A 17,627-nucleotide genomic window follows, 5' to 3' on the forward strand; every position below is an offset into this window, starting at 1 on the left:
CTGTTAGAAGAGAGTTCCTCCACTTGTGACCTGATAAACCAGGGAAGCGAGCAAAGATGGTGATTATAACATCTCAGGAGACGTTAATCGTAAACGCTATTTTTTGCCCGTGGTTACAGGTGCATCACCGTACACAAAACCATTGCCGCTAAAGCCAATATAGACACGCCCCGGAACGTTCATATCGCCATTCACCACATTAACATTATCATAGATGCCCAGGGGAGCGGTCGAGACCAGATCCCAGGTGGCACCTTTGTTGCTTGAACGCCAGATGCCCCACTGATTATTAATCTTGGCATTGGCATAGACGGTTGGATAAGATGATCCAGGCAAGGGTGCACCAAAGCCAAAGGAGTGGGATTCCTGTACCGCACTGATTTTTGTCCAGGTATTACCTTTATTTTCGGTATAGGAGAGACCTCCCTGTGCAGTACTGGACCAGACACTACCGGCATGACCGGGAACCGCATGGATCTGGCTGAAAACCCAGCCATCACTACCACCTACTGGAGTATTAGGGGCCTTTTCCCAGGTCTGACCATTATTACTTGAACGATAGAAGGTTCCAGTAGAACTATAAATGTAAAAGGTTCCATCTACCTTATCGGATGCCAGTAATTTTAGCTGACTGAGATAATACTGAGGATGTAACCCCGTTACGCCTTTGAATGAGGTCAGCTCATGCCAGCTAGCACCACGATCGGTCGAGACATAGGGGCTGCGACCATAGGTTGGCAGCCAGACAATATTATTGGTATTCGTAGCTGAGACTGCAATGTTTCCAGCAAAGCGATCGTTAGCAGTACCAGGCGCCTTGAAGGGAACCCAGGTCTTGCCACCATCGGTCGAATAGCCGCTATAATCCGGGTTCAGGAAACGATGGTCAGAGATCGTCGCCACCAGGAACTGCGGATTTTTACCGCTATAGTCCAATGTCCACCCACTGGAAAACTTATCGTTCATCAATTCTTTCTGGGGATATTGATCAGGATTGGTATGGTAGAAGCCCTGTCGATCCCAGTTAGTATTGACGGGTTTACCCCCCGGAGGAGCAACAAGGTCGGTTGAGACCATCTCTTCAATGCCCTGGCTCACAAAGTTCCAGGTAATCTTCGAGCTGCTGAGACCATCGGCACGCCAGACGCCAACACCTTGGCCAAACCAGAGACGATCACGAACCTGTGGATCAAAGATAATATTGCCCACGCTTAACCAGTTGTGTTCATCGCTATTTGTCACCCAGGGAATACCAGCCGAAGTCAGAGCTGAATCAATGGCATCCCAGCTGGTTCCTCCATTCGTGGTACGCCAGAGATGTCCTCCGCTAACCGGACTTGTACCCACAATGATGCGTTTAGGATTGAAAGGATCGACGCTTACCGTCAGGTAGTTCGGATTACCACTCGGGCTAACGTCCTTCCAGGTATTTGATGAAGGAGTATAGCGTTGTAGATGGCCATTGGTGATCGAGAAGTAGGCATTACCATCACCACCAACATCGGCGGCCTCAATATCGCTCGTGGTAGGATAGATATTGCTCCAGGTGTTACCACCATCTTTGGACTTATAGATACCAGATCCGGCAACACCAGCGTAAATGATATTTGTCTTACCATTGGTGGTACCACTGGTTGGATCAAAGACCACAAATTTAATGCCAGCAGGCGCGTTGTCGCCTTGCTTATACACAACAGGAACCTGGTTGCTCGCGATCTGAGACCAGGTCTTGCCACCATCGGTGGTACGCCAGAGCCCCATGTTACGTGATCCAAAGTAAACAACATTCTCATTATGGGGATCGATCGCCAGACGCTCACTCTCCTGCCGATTATCCGAGTTGCCAGAGATCTTCCAACGCTGGCCATTATCGGTCCAGGTTCGGCCCTGATCGGTGCTCTTAAGGATACGACCAGCCGGAGTATCCGTCGCGAAATTATACGTAATACCAACAGCCGCATAAACGAGCTTGTTATTGGTCTTACTTACCGCAACACTCTCCACATCATAGTCGGAGGGATTGGGCTTGGGCACCGAACTTGTCGTAAGCAGTTGAGTCCATGTCTGGGTTTTCTGATCCCATCGATATAAACCACCAACATCAGCACGACCGTATATGAGTCCAGGGGTTGTAGGTTGCGCGACAATACCAGTGATCCAACCGCCACCACCAATTTTGAGCTGCTTCCACTTATAACTTCCTGCCACATTGGCAGCCTGTGCATTCTGAGTAGGAAGCTTAACCACAAAGAGCAAAGTACCTACAATCAGCAGTAGAGCTATAATTATACCTGAAATCTGGATTTTTGCACGTTTACTGTGCATACTTAAATTCTCCCTAATATGATACAGATGCAATTCAATTGAAATCGCACCTCACTACATTAATCAACAATCAAAAGATGATAAACGTTGTATGCTGCGCGCATATAAAATTCCTGTTTTGCATTTACCTCCTGACTATAAATAACCAGATAGTACAACAGTATAGGAACAGAAACTGCCTTCTTTCTGGATATATTAATTTTTTATGGAGAAAAAAGATTGCTCTGACATAAGGAAAGAAAAGATATAAATCGTTTCTCCTACTTATGTTAATATAAATATATAGAAGTCAGATTTTGCTGTCAACCATTATAGGATATTTGGTGCAAATTACGTTAGTTCATTCAAATAATTTTACACAAAATTCCGCAAAAAAGAAGTCGTAAGATGGCTTCTCAAGCTGAAATTCGACTTCTTATTGCAACAATCGAGCTCGAAAATTAAGCATCCTAAAGAAGAAGAGTTAAATGTGATACTTATGTTAATATAAATCCCGAGGTTCCCTACCGATCTTACTAAATGCATCGTTAAAGAAAAGAGCGAGAGAAAACAACAAGGCGCATATGACACCAATTCTTTACCGATAAATTTCCGATAATAACAGTAAGAAGATATCTCATATTTTTCGGCTATTCCATCAGAGATACAGGTAGATAGAGATTAGATACAGGAAATCATACTGCATGTGTATGATTTCTTTTTTCTATAGCCGATACCTCTTGACAAACGGATATTTTACGGGAATAATTAATATTATTCCGATAAAAGAGGCTGGGTGTTCTGCAATAATGAAACAACCTTTATCTAAGCGTAGTACTATTTCAGAAATTGCTGCAAAAGCAGGAGTTTCCATTCCTACTGTATCGCGTGTCTTACATCATCGACCGGATGTGGCACCCGAAACTCGCAAACGTGTAGAACAGTTACTGGAAGCCAATGGATTTATCCAGAGCCGCGCACAGAATCTTTTACGGAAGGAGCGTAGCGGCATTATCGACATAGTCGTTCCAGGACTAGATAGCATGTATATATTCGAAATCGCTCGTGGGGTAGAGGAGGTACTCGCACGAACAGGACTTCGTTTAGCCATTTCATCAACCCATCATTCTTTGCAGACTGAGCATCAGTTGCTTAATAAAATCCAGGATGGTTCATCTGATGGTGCGATTCTGGTACTCGCACACGGCGCACCACCACACTTCGATCCATTGCGTCATAGTAATGTTCCTTTCGTTGTGGTCGACCATGGAGGTGAATTGGGACCTGATATACCTTCTGTAGGAGCTACCAACTGGCTCGGGGGACGTACAGCTACAGAATACCTGATTTCACTCGGCCATCGTCGGATCGCTATGATTGCTGGTCCTTCTACTCTTCGCTGTAGTCAGGATCGTATTGCTGGCTATCGCTTAGCACTAGAAAATGTCGGGGTACAAGTAAATCCAGTCCTTATTCGTCCTGGGACATTCACTCCAGAAAGTGGCTATGAACAGACCTGCGCGCTACTGGATTTGCCAGAACCTCCAACAGCTATTTTTGCGGGCAGTGACGAACAGGCCATCGGTGTTTACCATGCGCTGGGCGCACGTGGTCTGCGCATCCCTGATGATATTAGTATTGTTGGCTTTGATGATGTCTCAGCCGCGTCTATAGTTACTCCCAGGCTAACAACGGTGCGCCAACCACTGATGGAGATGGGACGAGTTGCGACCACTATGCTATTACGCCTGGTCGAGGAAGAACCGCTCGATAGCATACGTGTTGAGCTAACAACGAACCTTGTTGTGCGCGATTCATGCAGGCATTTAGACGCTATAGAAAGATAGCAACACATTTTTCATCTATACATCTATCGTAGAAAGGAGCACCAGGAGCATTTTCCAAAACGCACAGTTGAAGAGCAATGAGGGCTCTTTGTAAGAGTAGTGACGAGGAATAATGGATATATTCTTGATTTGATATTATTTGATTATAAATACCAGGCATGCTATCCAGGTCTGGTAGGCAGAGATGCCGGAGAAGCAGAGCAATGCAAACAAAGATATCACGTCGCACTTTCCTGGAGGTTACGGGTGGGGCTGCGCTGGCCACGTCGCTGGCAGGATGCTTTGGCGTTGGTAGTAACCAATCGACAACTCCGAGCGGCAGTGGTAGTACCAGCAATATTACAGTCTGGGACATTCGTACCGGTAGTGAGCAAAAGGTCGTCCAAACCATTACCAATAAATTCAACACCTCACACTCCAAAATTCGAGCCACACTTAATTTCTTCCAAAATGATCCATACAAACAGAAACTCCAGGTCGCCATGGGCGCACATAATCCACCGGATATCTTCTTCGGCTGGGGCGGTGGCATCCTCAAAAGCTATATTGATGCCAACGATGTGTATGATATGACCAACGATTTCAATGCCGATCCTGCCTGGAAGAACCGCATTATCCCTTCAGTCCTCTCAGGCGCTACCTTCAACGGCAAGCTCTATGGTGTTCCCACCAGTGGCGTACAGCCAGTATTGTTCTTTTATAACAAGGACATCTTTAAACAGTACAAAATAAATGCACCTCAGAGCTGGAATGAGTTGCTGAGCGCGGTTAATACATTGAAGCAACACAATGTGATTCCCATAGCACTGGCTGGTGGTAGCAAATGGCCCTATCTGATGTATTCGGAGTACCTCACCGATCGCATCGGCGGTCCAGAGGCCTTTAATAATGTCATAGCTAATCAGGCCAATTCCTGGTCACAGGATGCGTTCATCAAAGCGAATACGGCCATCCAGCAGTTGGTAACCATGGGTGCGTTCGGTTCATCTTTCGCGTCGACTATTGCAGATACCAATCAGGATACAGCGCTGCTCTATACAGGAAAAGCCGCCATGATGCTACAAGGGAGCTGGAACTTCCCGGTGGTACAGACAAATAGTCCTGATTTTATTAAAAGTGGAAAGCTCGGCTGGTTCCCTTTCCCATCCGTTGAAGGTGGCAAAGGCAACATCGGCAATGTTTATGGCAATCCGTGCAACTTCTACTCGATCTCGAAGACGGCAAAATCACCACAAAACTGTATCACCTACCTTAAAGATGCAGTCCTGGCCGATGAAGAGGTCAAACAATTTATTGCCGTGGGTGATGTACCACCAATCCAGGGTATTGAATCGCAGCTGGCCAGCGCCCCCAATGGTGATTGGCTGCAATATAATTACCAGATGGTACAAAAATCACCTCATTTCCAACTATCCTGGGACCAGGCATTACTGCCCCAGCCAGCACAGGTACTGCTCACGAACCTCGATCAACTATTCTTGAAGCAGATTACCCCTCAGCAATTCTCAGACAACATGAATAAAACCTTGAGTGCTTCATAGGTTAGCAGCCCCTGGCGTTTTATACGCTAAAGCGTGCTATCCCTCGCCCTTGTTTTGCATTGTCACCTCTTTACCATGAATTGGTGACAATGCGAATTCAACAGATAGGAGAGCGCTTATGAGCGCAGCAATAAAGGTTTCAAAAACATCATCCAACAGGTCTAAAGTTTCAAGACGATCCGCCTGGATAGCCGTATTGTGGACACTACCGGCACTGGCATTCTACCTGATCTTTGCTATTGTGCCGATGTTTATCGCGCTCTACTTGAGCTTCACCAACTGGAATGGTCTTTCACCCGCTACCTGGGTCGGCATGAAAAACTGGATTGCACTCTTTTCCGACTCAGTCACTGGCCATGCGCTTTTATTAACTATCGAAGTAATGATTGTTAGCTGGGTGGTACAAACACCACTGAGTCTAATCCTGGGCGTTTTCATGGCCGGACAACAACGATACCGCGCGGTACTTAGTGTTGTCTATTTTATTCCGCTCCTCTTTTCTGCGGTTGCCATTGGCCTCACCTGGGTCTCGATCCTGGATCCTAACTTTGGCTTGTTGAATACGCTATTAAAGACAATTGGCCTTCCTGGACTGGCCAGAGGATGGCTGGGTGATCCCAATCTGGCGTTTTTCGTTGTGATGGCCATCATCAGCTGGCAGTTTATTCCTTTTCACGCTTTACTCTACCTGGGAGGCGCTCGTCAGATACCCAAAGAATTATATGAGGCCGCCAATATTGATGGCGCGGGGCGTGTACAAAATTTCTTCGCCATTACGCTACCCCAATTGAAATATACCGTTATCACCTCAACTACACTGATATTTACGGGTTCACTTACCTACTTCGATCTCTTCTGGGTGACAACCGGAGGCGGACCCGGGTACGCAACCCGCGTCTTGCCACTTCAGATGTATATTACGGCCTTCCCCAATGAATCGGTTGGCTATGGCAGTGTGCTAGCTGTGCTCCTGGCGCTTTTCGGCATCGTTCTTTCGTTTATACTTCTACGTTTTACCGGCTTTACGAAGATGTCAAGCCAGCTAGAAGGATTGTAAACCAGTACAATGGTACAATGGAAAGTAAGGTACTTCTATGGGTGTAGGCATACTTCCTGAAAAGGCTGCGGCTAATCAGCAGCAATTGAAAAAACAGCGGCGCTCATCGAGCAACCTGTGGGAAATCATTCCCATTCTTTTCGGTGTGATCTGGCTTATCATTGCATTCTATCCAGTGCTTTACATGTTTATGACTAGCCTGCGACCACTGACAGACTTCTTTACAGATATCCCCTGGCTCCCTCCCACACATCCAACATTTGCCAATTATGGGGATATCCTTTCGAACGATTTCGGGCTCTATTTTGCGAATACCGCATTTGTGACGGTGTGTAGCGTGCTCTTGATTGTGGTCGTCTCGCTCTTCGCTTCATATGCGATTTCTAAAATTCGCAATGGCTTTACACAGGCAGTGTTCAGCCTGTTTCTGGTAGGATTGGCAATCCCGTTGCAGGCAACCATCATTCCGATTTATGCGATGATTACCGATCTGCACTTGTACGATACCCTGTTCGCGTTAATCTTGCCGAGCGTCGCCTTTGGTATCCCTTTATCAATCCTGGTGCTTGTAACATATATCCGCGATATCCCCAAAGAATTACATGAATCGATGTTGTTGGATGGAGCCGGTCATTTCCGCATTTTACGTAGCCTGGTAGTACCGTTGTCACGACCTGCCCTGATCACGGTAGTCATCTATGAAACGATCCAGGTCTGGAATGGTTTTCTCTTTCCCTTGGTATTAACCCAGAGTGCGAGTGTACGTGTCTTGCCGCTGGCACTCTGGAGTTTTCAAGGACAATATACGACAAATGTTCCGGCAATTCTGGCTGCGGTCTTCCTTTCAGCTACGCCTATCATTCTCCTCTATATTTTTGGACGTCGTCAGCTGCTTGGGGGCCTGGTTGCAGGTTTTAGCAAGTAGACACATAAAATGTAGAAAATATTCTTTTCCTCAAGTGTAGATACCTAGAAGGAAAATAGGGATACTATGGCCACTATTCCGCTATACCGAGACCCGCAGGCACCTATCGAGCAGCGAACCGAAGATCTGCTGGCACTGATGACGTTGGATGAAAAATTGGCTCAGCTTGGCTGCTATTGGAGTACTGCATTTGTAAGTACAGGCACCTTTGATCCTGAGGTGGCCGCAGAGAAGATGCCACACGGTATTGGACAGGTTACCCGCATCGGTGCAGCCACTGGACTGCATCCGCAGGAGAGTGCAGCTTTCATGAATGAGTTGCAAAAAATTGCGCTTGAGCGTACCAGGCTGGGAATTCCCATTATCGTTCATGAAGAGTCAACCGGAGGCTTCTGTCACCGTGATGCCACAGTTTTTCCGCAAGGTATTGGCCTGGCAGCGACCTGGAATCCTGATCTGGTTAAACGCGTGGCGGAAGTTATTCGCTCCCAGATGTTAGCTGTGGGTGCCAGACATGCGCTGGCACCCGTTCTAGATGTGGCTCGTGATCCTCGATGGGGGAGGGTCGAAGAGACATATGGCGAGGATCCGCTATTAATCGGCACCATTGGGACCGCATATGTTCAGGGTTTACAGGGCGAGGATCTCGCGCATGGGGTAGCTGCTACTGGTAAACACTTTCTTGGCTATGCCATGTCCGAAGGCGGACGCAACTGGGGCCCGGTCCAGATGGGGCCACGCGAACTGCGCGAGGTCTATGCTGAACCTTTTGCTACCGTCATCAGGAATACAGGCATCGCCACTATTATGAACTCCTATGCATCTGTAGATGGTCTTCCTTGTGCTGGTAGCCCTGCAATCCTAACTGATTTGTTGCGTACCGAGCTTGGTTTTATGGGCCCTGTAGTCGCGGACTACGCCTCGGTAGATATGTTGATGAACTACCACCGGGTCGCGGCGACTCCAGGGGAAGCCGCTCGCCTCGCCTTGCTAGCAGGACTCGATATGGAATTGCCCGCCGTTGATTGTTTTGGGGCCCCTCTCAAAGCAGAGGTTGAAACAGGACGTCTGTCACAGGATGTCATTGATACAGCCGTTCGCCGTGTTTTGCAGCTTAAATTCCGGCTCGGACTATTCGAGCATCCTTATGTTGACGCCAGCAGCGCTAACGCCGTATTTCAAACGCACGACCAGCGCACGCTGGCTCGTCAGACGGTAGCTCAATCAGCTATCCTGCTCACAAACGATGGGATACTACCACTCGCGCCTGCGATCAAGCATATAGCGGTCATCGGTCCTGGTGCCAATGATGAACGACTCTTGCAAGGCGATTATCACTATCCAGCACACTTAGAACTCATCTATGCAGCCCCACAAAATACAGAGGCCACTGGGCTCACTGTACCGCAGGCGAGTGGAGACTATGCGCCGGGTCCTTATTTTACTCCGCACGTTACACCTCTGGCCGGGCTACGCGCGGCTCTAGGCCAGGATGTTACGGTCGACTATGCCAGGGGCTGTGAGATCCTGGGCGATGATCGCTCTGGTTTTGCCGCGGCCATCCAGGCTGCCGGCGCGGCAGATGTGGCGGTGGTGGTAGTAGCTGGGCGTAGTGGGCTCTTACGGCCCGCGACATCTGGCGAAGGCAATGATGCAACAAACCTTGATCTGACCGGAGTTCAGCCCGAACTCATTGATGCCCTGGCCGCCACTGGAACGCCACTGATCATCGTAGTGCTCAGCGGGCGTATCCATACTCTTGCCTCTGTGGCGGATAAGGCCAATGCCCTGCTGCAGCTTTTCCCTGCGGGTGAAGAGGGTGGCAACGGACTGGCAGATATACTGCTGGGAAAGGTTAATCCCAGTGGCCGCCTCCCTGTAAGCATGCCTCGCTCGGTTGGTCAGCTTCCTAATCATGTAGGACACCGCGCTGGCGGAGATCGAGCGATGTTCTTCAATGATTATATTGACTCTCCGACCACCCCATTGTTTGCTTTTGGTCATGGCTTGAGCTATACAACCTTTGCCTACCACGATCTCAGTATACAGGCCAAAGATATTACGGAGCCCATTAAAATCACCTTTAAAGTATGCAATACCGGAGAAATGATAGGGGACGAAATCGTCCAGCTTTATGGCCAGGACCAGGTAGCTTCAGTTGCCCGCCCAGACAACCTCTTGCTTGGCTTTAGCCGTATCACGCTCGCTCCTGGACAAACGCGTAGCCTTACCTTTACAGTTCATCCCTCGCGGCTCGCTTTCTACAATCCACAGATGTGTTTTGTCACCGAGCCTGGAGCGTTCACATTCAAGATCGGTGCATCCTCAACCGATATCCGGCTTACAGAGACAGTAACCCTCAATGGTCCGCTCATCACATATCGTCAGTGTGCTATTGTAGATACCATAGTGGCCATTGACTGACATTCATACGTTATGCCATACCTATTTAAGGCCCTTTCGAGCGCACATGGCCCGGCTTCGCAGAGCAAAAAATTTTAGTGCTGTGGCGGAAAAGTGTCGGCACTGCCGGCACTTTTCCGCCACGATCTTAGAAAAAGGAGTAAAACTTACGAGATGATGAGTTGTGGCTTATTGTTATCACTCTCACGGGAGTCAAGATCCTGCCAACCGGTAGTATCCGAGCTCACTGCCAGTGTCACAACATTGCTGCCACTGGCTTTTGCAGCTTTTATATAACTACTCACATCAAAATCCACATATCCCGAGGCAGGCGACATCTGCGTGCTGATAACATCCCCCACCTCCGGTAAATTATTACTGGATTCTGTCCAGGAACTGTTACCAACCTGTAAGGCCGTTATATGGATGACGCCTTGAGAGGCGAGATCACGATAGACTTTGAAGTGGGCCGTATTGACGCTACCGATAGAAGAGATATCAAACTTCAGATAGGCTGTCTGATACTGACTGATATCCAGGCGATTCTCGGTACCATTATGGCTGGCGTAGTTATCACGGTCAGCCGTTGGAGTCAGTGTACCGCCTGTAGGCGTCGATGTAGTCGAGATGACCAATTGTGGCTTATTGTTATCACTCTCACGAGAGTCAAGATCCTGCCAACCACTGGTATCCGATTTCACTGCTAGCGTCACAAGATTGCTGCCACTGGCTTTGGCGGCCTTTATATAACTGCTCACATCGAAATCCACATACCCCGAACCGGGCGAACTCTGCGTACTGATGACATCTCCCACCGCCGGTAAGTTATTGCTGGATTCTGTCCAGGAACTGTCACCGACCTGTAAGGCTGTCACATTTATCGCTCCCTGCGAGGCAAGATCACGATAGACTCTGAAGTGGGCCGTATTGACACTACTGGCAGAAGAGATATCAAACTTCAGATAGGCAGTCTGATACTGACTGATATCTAGACGGTTCTCGGTGCCATTATGGCTGGCATAGTTATCGCGGTCAGCCGTTGGGTTCAGTGTAACGTCGCCACCTGTAGGAGTAGGGGTTGGTGTAACGACCGTTGTAGGTGTCGGCGTTGGCTGGGTACCTGAAGCTGGAATGATCAGCGTCGTAATGGAATTAGCAGCATACGTTGTATTAATGCTATTACCGCTTACCGCCACATCAGGTTGATGAACGATTGAGGATAGATTGGCGGCCCCATAACTATAAACCTGAGCATTACCAGCTACCGCAAAGTTATTCAAATTAACGGTGCTCGTCAAATCTTCGCCGGTCTTATTGACAAGCATCAGGGTCAATGCGTTATCGCTGCTACGACGTGAGGCATAGATAGATAATTTGCCTTGATCAGCACTGCTTGCCTGCACGGATGTATCACCAAAATGACCACCATTCCCATCATAGTTCAGATACATACGATAGGTATAAGCCGCTGGATCTGTTGATTTAGGATCGAAGAATAATTGGGCGGAACTAAGTCCTTCACGGCCAAAAATTCCTAGTACATCAGCCTGCGTTAATGCGCCATTGATATGATCGTGGTTGCCAAAATCATATTCAGAGATGCTCAGTTTCGTACCAGGATAATATTGATCGATCCAACGTTTCAGCTCACCAATTACGCCTAGCTTATCCGTAGGATTCTCGCCTGGAATGTACTTGTTCAATGCGCTATCGCCATTGTAGGTTGGATCCCAAAGCGCCCGGGTAGAGTCAAGGCGGGCCGCATTAGCCGCATCAGTATTTTCTGTAGCTGGATCTTCGCTAGAAGAGTCACCATAGAAGTGTACATCCAGATAATCAAGCGGGCGTATGCCTTTTTGCTGTTCATACTTGCTCATAGCTTGCAGATAATATGGTATCCATGCCATATTATGGCTTTCAAGATTATCACCTGCCTTACTATTTGAGCCCATATGCACGTAGCCATATGGATAGCCATTTGAGGGTCCCATTACCTTAGCAGTTGGATCCACACTTTTGATCATGCCAGCATAGTCAAGCGTTTTATTGACAATCTCATCAAAACCAGTTGGATCTGGATGGATGTCAAACTGTGTGATCAACCAGTTCTCAGGCTCATTATCCATCTGGAAGATGATCTTGCTGGCTGCTTGAGCACCATATTTATTAGTGAGATACTTAATCCATTCTTTCATCCAGGTAGAATCAACCGGAATGTAATTGTTGCCGAGATTCGTATCCACCAATTGTTTATGTGGTTCGGCCAACTCTTTACCATTTCCGCAATCATCGCCATTTGGATGAATGTAAGGAAAGTAACCCCATTGTGGAGGATATTGCGATTTGAGGTAGGAGCAGTTGTACAGGGATGATTTGGTCACATAGCCAATCAATGGCACGGTAACCACGGTTGATCCACCCCACTTTAGTTGGGAATCGGTCAGGGCGTCAACCTGACCACTGGGTGTCGGGTTGGCTACACCGGTACCACTGATGAAATCCGCATAAGAGGCTGTGGTGTAAGCATCCTGCAGCCAGTTATACGTGGTAGTGCCATCACCACCCCAACGTGCCGAGGGAAGTTTTAGCTCTGATTGGAGCTGGGCATCGAGTTGATATTGTGCCATACCATAGATTGCGCTATCGATGGCATGCTGATTGGCTGCCGCATCGACTGTCAATGCTGGCCCAGGGGAAGCAGCATGTACCGGAAAAGTTTTTATCAAACCTACTACCAGGGTTGTGAGACAAAGCACTGTCGCCACAACAACCAACGCAAATTTTCTCAAGCGGTGAGCATCCATACTCTGAGACTCCTTTGAAACTTCTCTGTTCGAATAAAGCAAAATGTGCTTGCTTTGTATGATCTTAGCAGTGATCATATGCAAACAATCCTTACAGGTAACAAACTCGTAACATCAGCGTAACTCTTCATCCCTGGCTGACATTATCACTGGCCAAATGTACATGTACATGATAGAACAACCGGTTATCATCCTAAGATTACCGGGACTATTTGTAATACTTCAAGCGTGGGATCGATCCCATGAGTCAATAATAACGGAGAAATCATTTACTTGTCAAGGAGCTTGAATATAATGGTACCTTTATATAGATATAATTTAATGTCTACTACATTAGTATAGTAAATTACTTGTGGTAAACAGTGGCATAGCTAAACATCATTACCAGCATAAATTATGACTTCAGCTTTCGTCTATGAGAAGCTCTGCGCAACGGGCGATCGCCAGCAAGAACATCGAAGGAGACACGCTATGAGGAAAAACTGCCTCTCATCCTAAGGTTGCCGGGCTATTTGACGATTTTGAGGGGATCTTATTCCCTGCTGATTCGCGTATCACTAAAGGCGTGGGAAGACGGAGATCCATAATGTTGAGTGACATCGACGAAGAGGGTTCAGGCTGAATACGTACAGCTTGCTGATGCCAGCGGTCAGGAAAGGGGCGTTCAGGATCAAGTAAAGACAATAAAAGATCAGTTGCACATTGCCCAAGTTCCTGAAAGGGCTGTTTAACCGTGGTTAGCGCAGGACGTGTATAGATCGAAGGAGGAATATCATCAAAACCGATCAAAGCCAGGTCCTCGGGAATGTGGAGTTGCAGTTCTTCCGCACGCTTGAGTGCCCCATACGCCTCTATGTCATTTGAAGCAAAGAGGGCGGTGGGCCTGCTTTCCACTGGCATCTGAACAATTGCCTCAATGGCATGCGTACCATCAATGTAGTCAAATGAACCAGGGAAATAAAAGGTATCGGTCACCTCTATATTGGCTTCACGTAACGCTGCACAGTATCCTTCATAGCGCTCTTGTGAACAGGGAAACTCACTACCACCATGAATATATGCAATGCGCGTATGGCCCAGACTGATAAGATACCGCACGGCCTCACGTACGCCACCTGCGTTATCAGAACTGACACGTGGAAGTAGGCTGGGAAAACCCAGCAGGTTCATCAAAACAACTGGAATCCCTTTTTGGGGTAACTTCACCATGTCGTCAGGTATCGGTGTATTAGGAACAACCAATAGACCTGCGACCAGACGATTTACCTGTAGCCGCTCAATAACTTCTTGATAGTCAGGCGCATTACTTTCCGTAAAGAGCACGACTTCATAGGGACTTTCATCGATGATATCAGATACGCCAAGAAAAATATCTGGCATCATACTCCAGTTCAGGCGAGGTACAACAATTCCGATAAATTGATTTTTCCCCTTCAAAGAGGAGGCATGCAAGCTGGGAATATAATTATGCTCCTCCATGACCTGACGCACGCGCTTCACCGTCTCTTTATCGACCCTGGAACTATTGGTCAAAACACGAGAAACTGTGGACTTGGATACACCGGCGAGCCGGGCAATATCATAAATAGTCATTCTGGCAGTCATCAATTACAGCCTTTGTATCTATCCAACGATGTGCTTACAAAAACGGACAAGAATGTCCTTTCGCACAAAGAAGACTGGAATTCCAGATGAATCTTCCAGACTCTAACAGCTTATTATACCTATAGAGTCAGAAGATTTCCAGTCCTTTGTCCTGAATCCCGGGCTATGTAAAAGTCGTCCTGCCTCGCGCCTGCGACGCCCACCCGGGGAATAGTATGCGTGTGTTGCAGGCCGCCCGCCTGCAACACACGCATACTATTCCCTCTTTCCGGTCCGCTTGCTGGTCAGGTCTGGAAGGAGGGCAGACATGAAATAGCTCTGCCTGAAGCACGCGTGTCTTTTATAAATTGCGAAACTTCTTGTTACAAAGGAGAGTGATAGTATACAGAAAGCTCTTTTACACGTTCAACATTTCTATTGGGCAGAAATAAATTAGTTAGAAACTGGATTTGATTGAAACAATGAAAGACATGAGCAAGTCCTCGAGGAGAATCAGCCTCATCATCTGCTGCTGGCTCTGCCTGCTGATGGCTGGATATATCCTGCTACACGAATACTATACCCTATTCTCTTTTTCATCACCTCTGCCTTTGCCACTTTTATCAGGCTTTATTTATCTTATCAGTGGCCTCCTGGTCAGCACCTGGTCCATCCTCGCATTACGCCACTATCATAGAATTTCAATATGCATCGCGTCCTTGCTGGCACTAAGCCTGGGTATCGCACTTATTGTGCTGGGAGGTGTCTTCTTTACTAATGCTATACAACAACTTCCAAATTTTGGTCAGAGCCTGTATCAACTACTGCCTCTATAACTCACTCACTCATCGTCGCATTGACAATCTGATGGTGTACGCACTGCCACCAGATGATGCCCGCGACTAAAATAACCAGTGCAATCATATCAAACGCTATCTCATATGGGATATCATTGAGGCAGATACCGAGAAAAGTGGGTTGACTACCAGCTACCGCACTACAGACATGTTCATTGACAATATGCAAACGCAAAATGACATGCTGGACAATACCATCGTACAGGTTAAAACCTCCCAGACCAATAAGTAAAGCGGCCAGAATAGCATTGCGCTGCCAGGGATTCCAGCTATCACGTCCTTTCCAGAGCCTTAATGCTCCCCAGAGTAAGAGTAGCGTGCTAAAAATATGGAAAAGGCCATCGCTAAGCAACCGGCCTTGCGGCGTTGTATACCAGTACAGGGTATGCCATTGCAATAATTGATGCAAAATCGTCTCATCCAAAAAAGCCGCGATCCCTATTCCCAGTAGGATCCCGGTCCAGAAAACTGAACGCCTTATTTTCTTAGCATCAGATGCGGAGCGATCTGTCTGCGCTTGAGAAGACATTTTATTCACCTTTCATGGTAAGCCCACGCTATGAACATCTTAATATGTGTTTGCTTCCATTCTCATGGAATCCATGATCCACAGATCATTTTTGTTAACACATGTAAAAGAAGTGTGAGCACCTGGGCGCCGAGTATAACCCTACCCAAAAGTTACTTTTTTTTCTTTTAAACCGTGTCGTGTATATAACTTAGATAGTAACATACATTTTGGGCGAAATGAATCAAGCTAGCATTTTATGTAAAAATGAAAGGATCTGCAGACACGATGAATAATTTATTACCCATTTTCAACCAGATTTGCTGCATTATCCCCTGCTCGGGTGCTCTTCTCGTCTTCGCGCTTCCACTGATGTCTTTAACCATGAAAAAACGGCGTCAAAGATCATATGAAGTAAATGAGAATTAATGCTCAAGCATGGTGCGTAAAAAGCTCAAACCATGGTGACAAATTGCAAGAGAATGATGATGAAGCGTCCTCTTACTTATTAGTTCTACCATCTATACAGCACAACTATAACATAATACCAGCGGGTATACACAATAGATTATTCAGGAGGGCCATCCTGAATGGTCCTCCTGAATTCTACTAATTTTCAGCGCTGGCTAAGGAATGAAGATGGCTCGCACACAGCCATCTTGCTTATGCTTGAAGATCTCGTATCCCTTCGGTGAATCCTCTAGCGAGAAGCGATGGGTGGCAAGGAATGAGGGATCTAGCTCACCACGCGCCACATGCTCCAGTAGACGAGGGACATATTTCTGTCCATGTTGCTGAGCACTGCGTACCGTCAGGCCTTTATTCATGATAACGCCAAGTGGGAACTTGTCCATCAATCCATACACACCTAGAATCGAAAGTGTCCCGCCTTTGCGACAAGCCAGGATAGCCTCGCGGATAGCCTCGCCACGATCTGTTTGCAGACGGGCCAGTTGCTTTACGCGATCATAGGCATAACCAATGCCGGTTCCATGCGCTTCCATGCCTACGGCGTCGATACAGGCATCAGGACCACGTCCACCGGTCATCTCCTTCAACGTCTCAATGACACTATCAACCTCTGCATAGTTAATGGTTTCGGCACCCACATTCTCCTTCGCCATCTGCAAACGCTCAGGGAAGCGGTCGATGGCGATCACACGTTCGGCTCCTAGCAAGAACGCGCTCTTCATGGCCATCATACCTACTCCGCCAGAACCCCAGACGGCAATAGTATCACCCGGCTGGATATTACAGAAATCGGCCCCCATATAGCCAGTCGGTACCGCGTCAGAGAGAAAGATTACCTGCTCATTACGTAACCCTTCGGGAACCTGAAAACAGTCGTTATCGGCATGTGGTACCCGTATATACTGGGCGTGTGAACCCGCGTAACCACCAAAGGCATGGGTGTAGCCATAGATACCAGCAGTCGGATATCCCAATAGAGGTTCCTGAAGCTCTGCATTGGGATTCGTATTATCGCAAAGTGAGTAGAGACCATGATCACAATACCAGCAGGAGCCACATACAATGAAGGATGGGACAACCACCCGGTTCCCTTTCTTCACTTTCTTCACTTCAGGACCAACCTCTACGACCTCACCCATGAATTCGTGGCCGATCACATCACCAGCACGCATAGTCGGAATGTAGCCATCAATAAAGTGCAGATCAGACCCGCATGTGGTGGACATCGTCACCTTCAAAATAGCATCGTGAGGATTGACTATCTCGGGATCTGGAACCGTTTCTACACGTAAATCATTGATGCCGTTCCAGCATAATGCTCTCATA

11 protein-coding genes are annotated in these 17,627 nt (G+C 47.5%); 6 read left to right on the forward strand and 5 right to left on the reverse strand.

What is annotated here, in order from left to right:
* Positions 1 to 96 precede the first annotated feature (96 nt).
* Entirely contained in the window at positions 97 to 2,325 is a 2,229-nt protein-coding gene (locus tag EL633_RS02620; protein WP_126625709.1) for a hypothetical protein, read from the reverse strand.
* A gap of 788 nt (positions 2,326 to 3,113) precedes the next feature.
* Here EL633_RS02620 and EL633_RS02625 point away from each other — a divergent pair.
* From EL633_RS02625 to EL633_RS02645, 5 genes are all read left to right on the forward strand, one after another.
* The gene (locus EL633_RS02625) at positions 3,114 to 4,151 is read left to right on the forward strand and encodes a LacI family DNA-binding transcriptional regulator (RefSeq protein ID WP_126625710.1); all 1,038 of its coding nucleotides are present in this window, start codon (positions 3,114 to 3,116) and stop codon (positions 4,149 to 4,151) included.
* Positions 4,152 to 4,354: 203 nt separating this feature from the next.
* Complete coding sequence (locus EL633_RS02630) at positions 4,355 to 5,692, forward strand: substrate-binding domain-containing protein (protein ID WP_161982329.1); 1,338 nt, start codon at positions 4,355 to 4,357, stop codon at positions 5,690 to 5,692.
* Positions 5,693 to 5,810: 118 nt separating this feature from the next.
* The gene (locus tag EL633_RS02635) at positions 5,811 to 6,749 is read left to right on the forward strand and encodes a carbohydrate ABC transporter permease (protein ID WP_126625712.1); all 939 of its coding nucleotides are present in this window, start codon (positions 5,811 to 5,813) and stop codon (positions 6,747 to 6,749) included.
* A 37-nt stretch (positions 6,750 to 6,786) separates the two neighbouring features.
* Positions 6,787 to 7,674 carry a carbohydrate ABC transporter permease gene (locus EL633_RS02640; protein WP_126625713.1) on the forward strand — a complete coding sequence of 296 codons (888 nt, stop codon included), beginning with the start codon at positions 6,787 to 6,789 and terminating at the stop codon, positions 7,672 to 7,674.
* 66 nt (positions 7,675 to 7,740) lie between these two features.
* Positions 7,741 to 10,098 carry a glycoside hydrolase family 3 N-terminal domain-containing protein gene (locus EL633_RS02645; RefSeq protein WP_126625714.1) on the forward strand — a complete coding sequence of 786 codons (2,358 nt, stop codon included), beginning with the start codon at positions 7,741 to 7,743 and terminating at the stop codon, positions 10,096 to 10,098.
* A gap of 146 nt (positions 10,099 to 10,244) precedes the next feature.
* On the opposite strand, the gene EL633_RS02650 is transcribed toward EL633_RS02645, so the two are convergent.
* Together EL633_RS02650 and EL633_RS02655 are read right to left on the reverse strand one after the other, a co-directional pair.
* On the reverse strand, positions 10,245 to 12,881 hold the full coding sequence (locus EL633_RS02650; protein ID WP_161981885.1) for a glycoside hydrolase family 44 protein: 2,637 nt from the start codon (positions 12,879 to 12,881) through the stop codon (positions 10,245 to 10,247).
* A gap of 489 nt (positions 12,882 to 13,370) precedes the next feature.
* On the reverse strand, positions 13,371 to 14,486 hold the full coding sequence (locus tag EL633_RS02655; protein ID WP_126625716.1) for a LacI family DNA-binding transcriptional regulator: 1,116 nt from the start codon (positions 14,484 to 14,486) through the stop codon (positions 13,371 to 13,373).
* 470 nt (positions 14,487 to 14,956) lie between these two features.
* Between EL633_RS02655 and EL633_RS02660 the strand changes: the two genes are divergently transcribed.
* Entirely contained in the window at positions 14,957 to 15,301 is a 345-nt protein-coding gene (locus EL633_RS02660) for a hypothetical protein (RefSeq protein WP_126625717.1), read from the forward strand.
* 1 nt (position 15,302) lies between these two features.
* Here EL633_RS02660 and EL633_RS02665 read toward each other — a convergent pair whose 3' ends face one another.
* Complete coding sequence (locus EL633_RS02665; RefSeq protein ID WP_126625718.1) at positions 15,303 to 15,851, reverse strand: DUF2243 domain-containing protein; 549 nt, start codon at positions 15,849 to 15,851, stop codon at positions 15,303 to 15,305.
* 605 nt (positions 15,852 to 16,456) lie between these two features.
* Positions 16,457 to 17,626, reverse strand: a complete 1,170-nt coding sequence (locus EL633_RS02670) for a zinc-dependent alcohol dehydrogenase (protein WP_126625719.1) — start codon at positions 17,624 to 17,626, stop codon at positions 16,457 to 16,459.
* Position 17,627 lies beyond the last annotated feature (1 nt).

This window comes from Dictyobacter alpinus, from assembly GCF_003967575.1.
Taxonomy (GTDB): Bacteria; Chloroflexota; Ktedonobacteria; order Ktedonobacterales; family Ktedonobacteraceae; genus Dictyobacter; species Dictyobacter alpinus.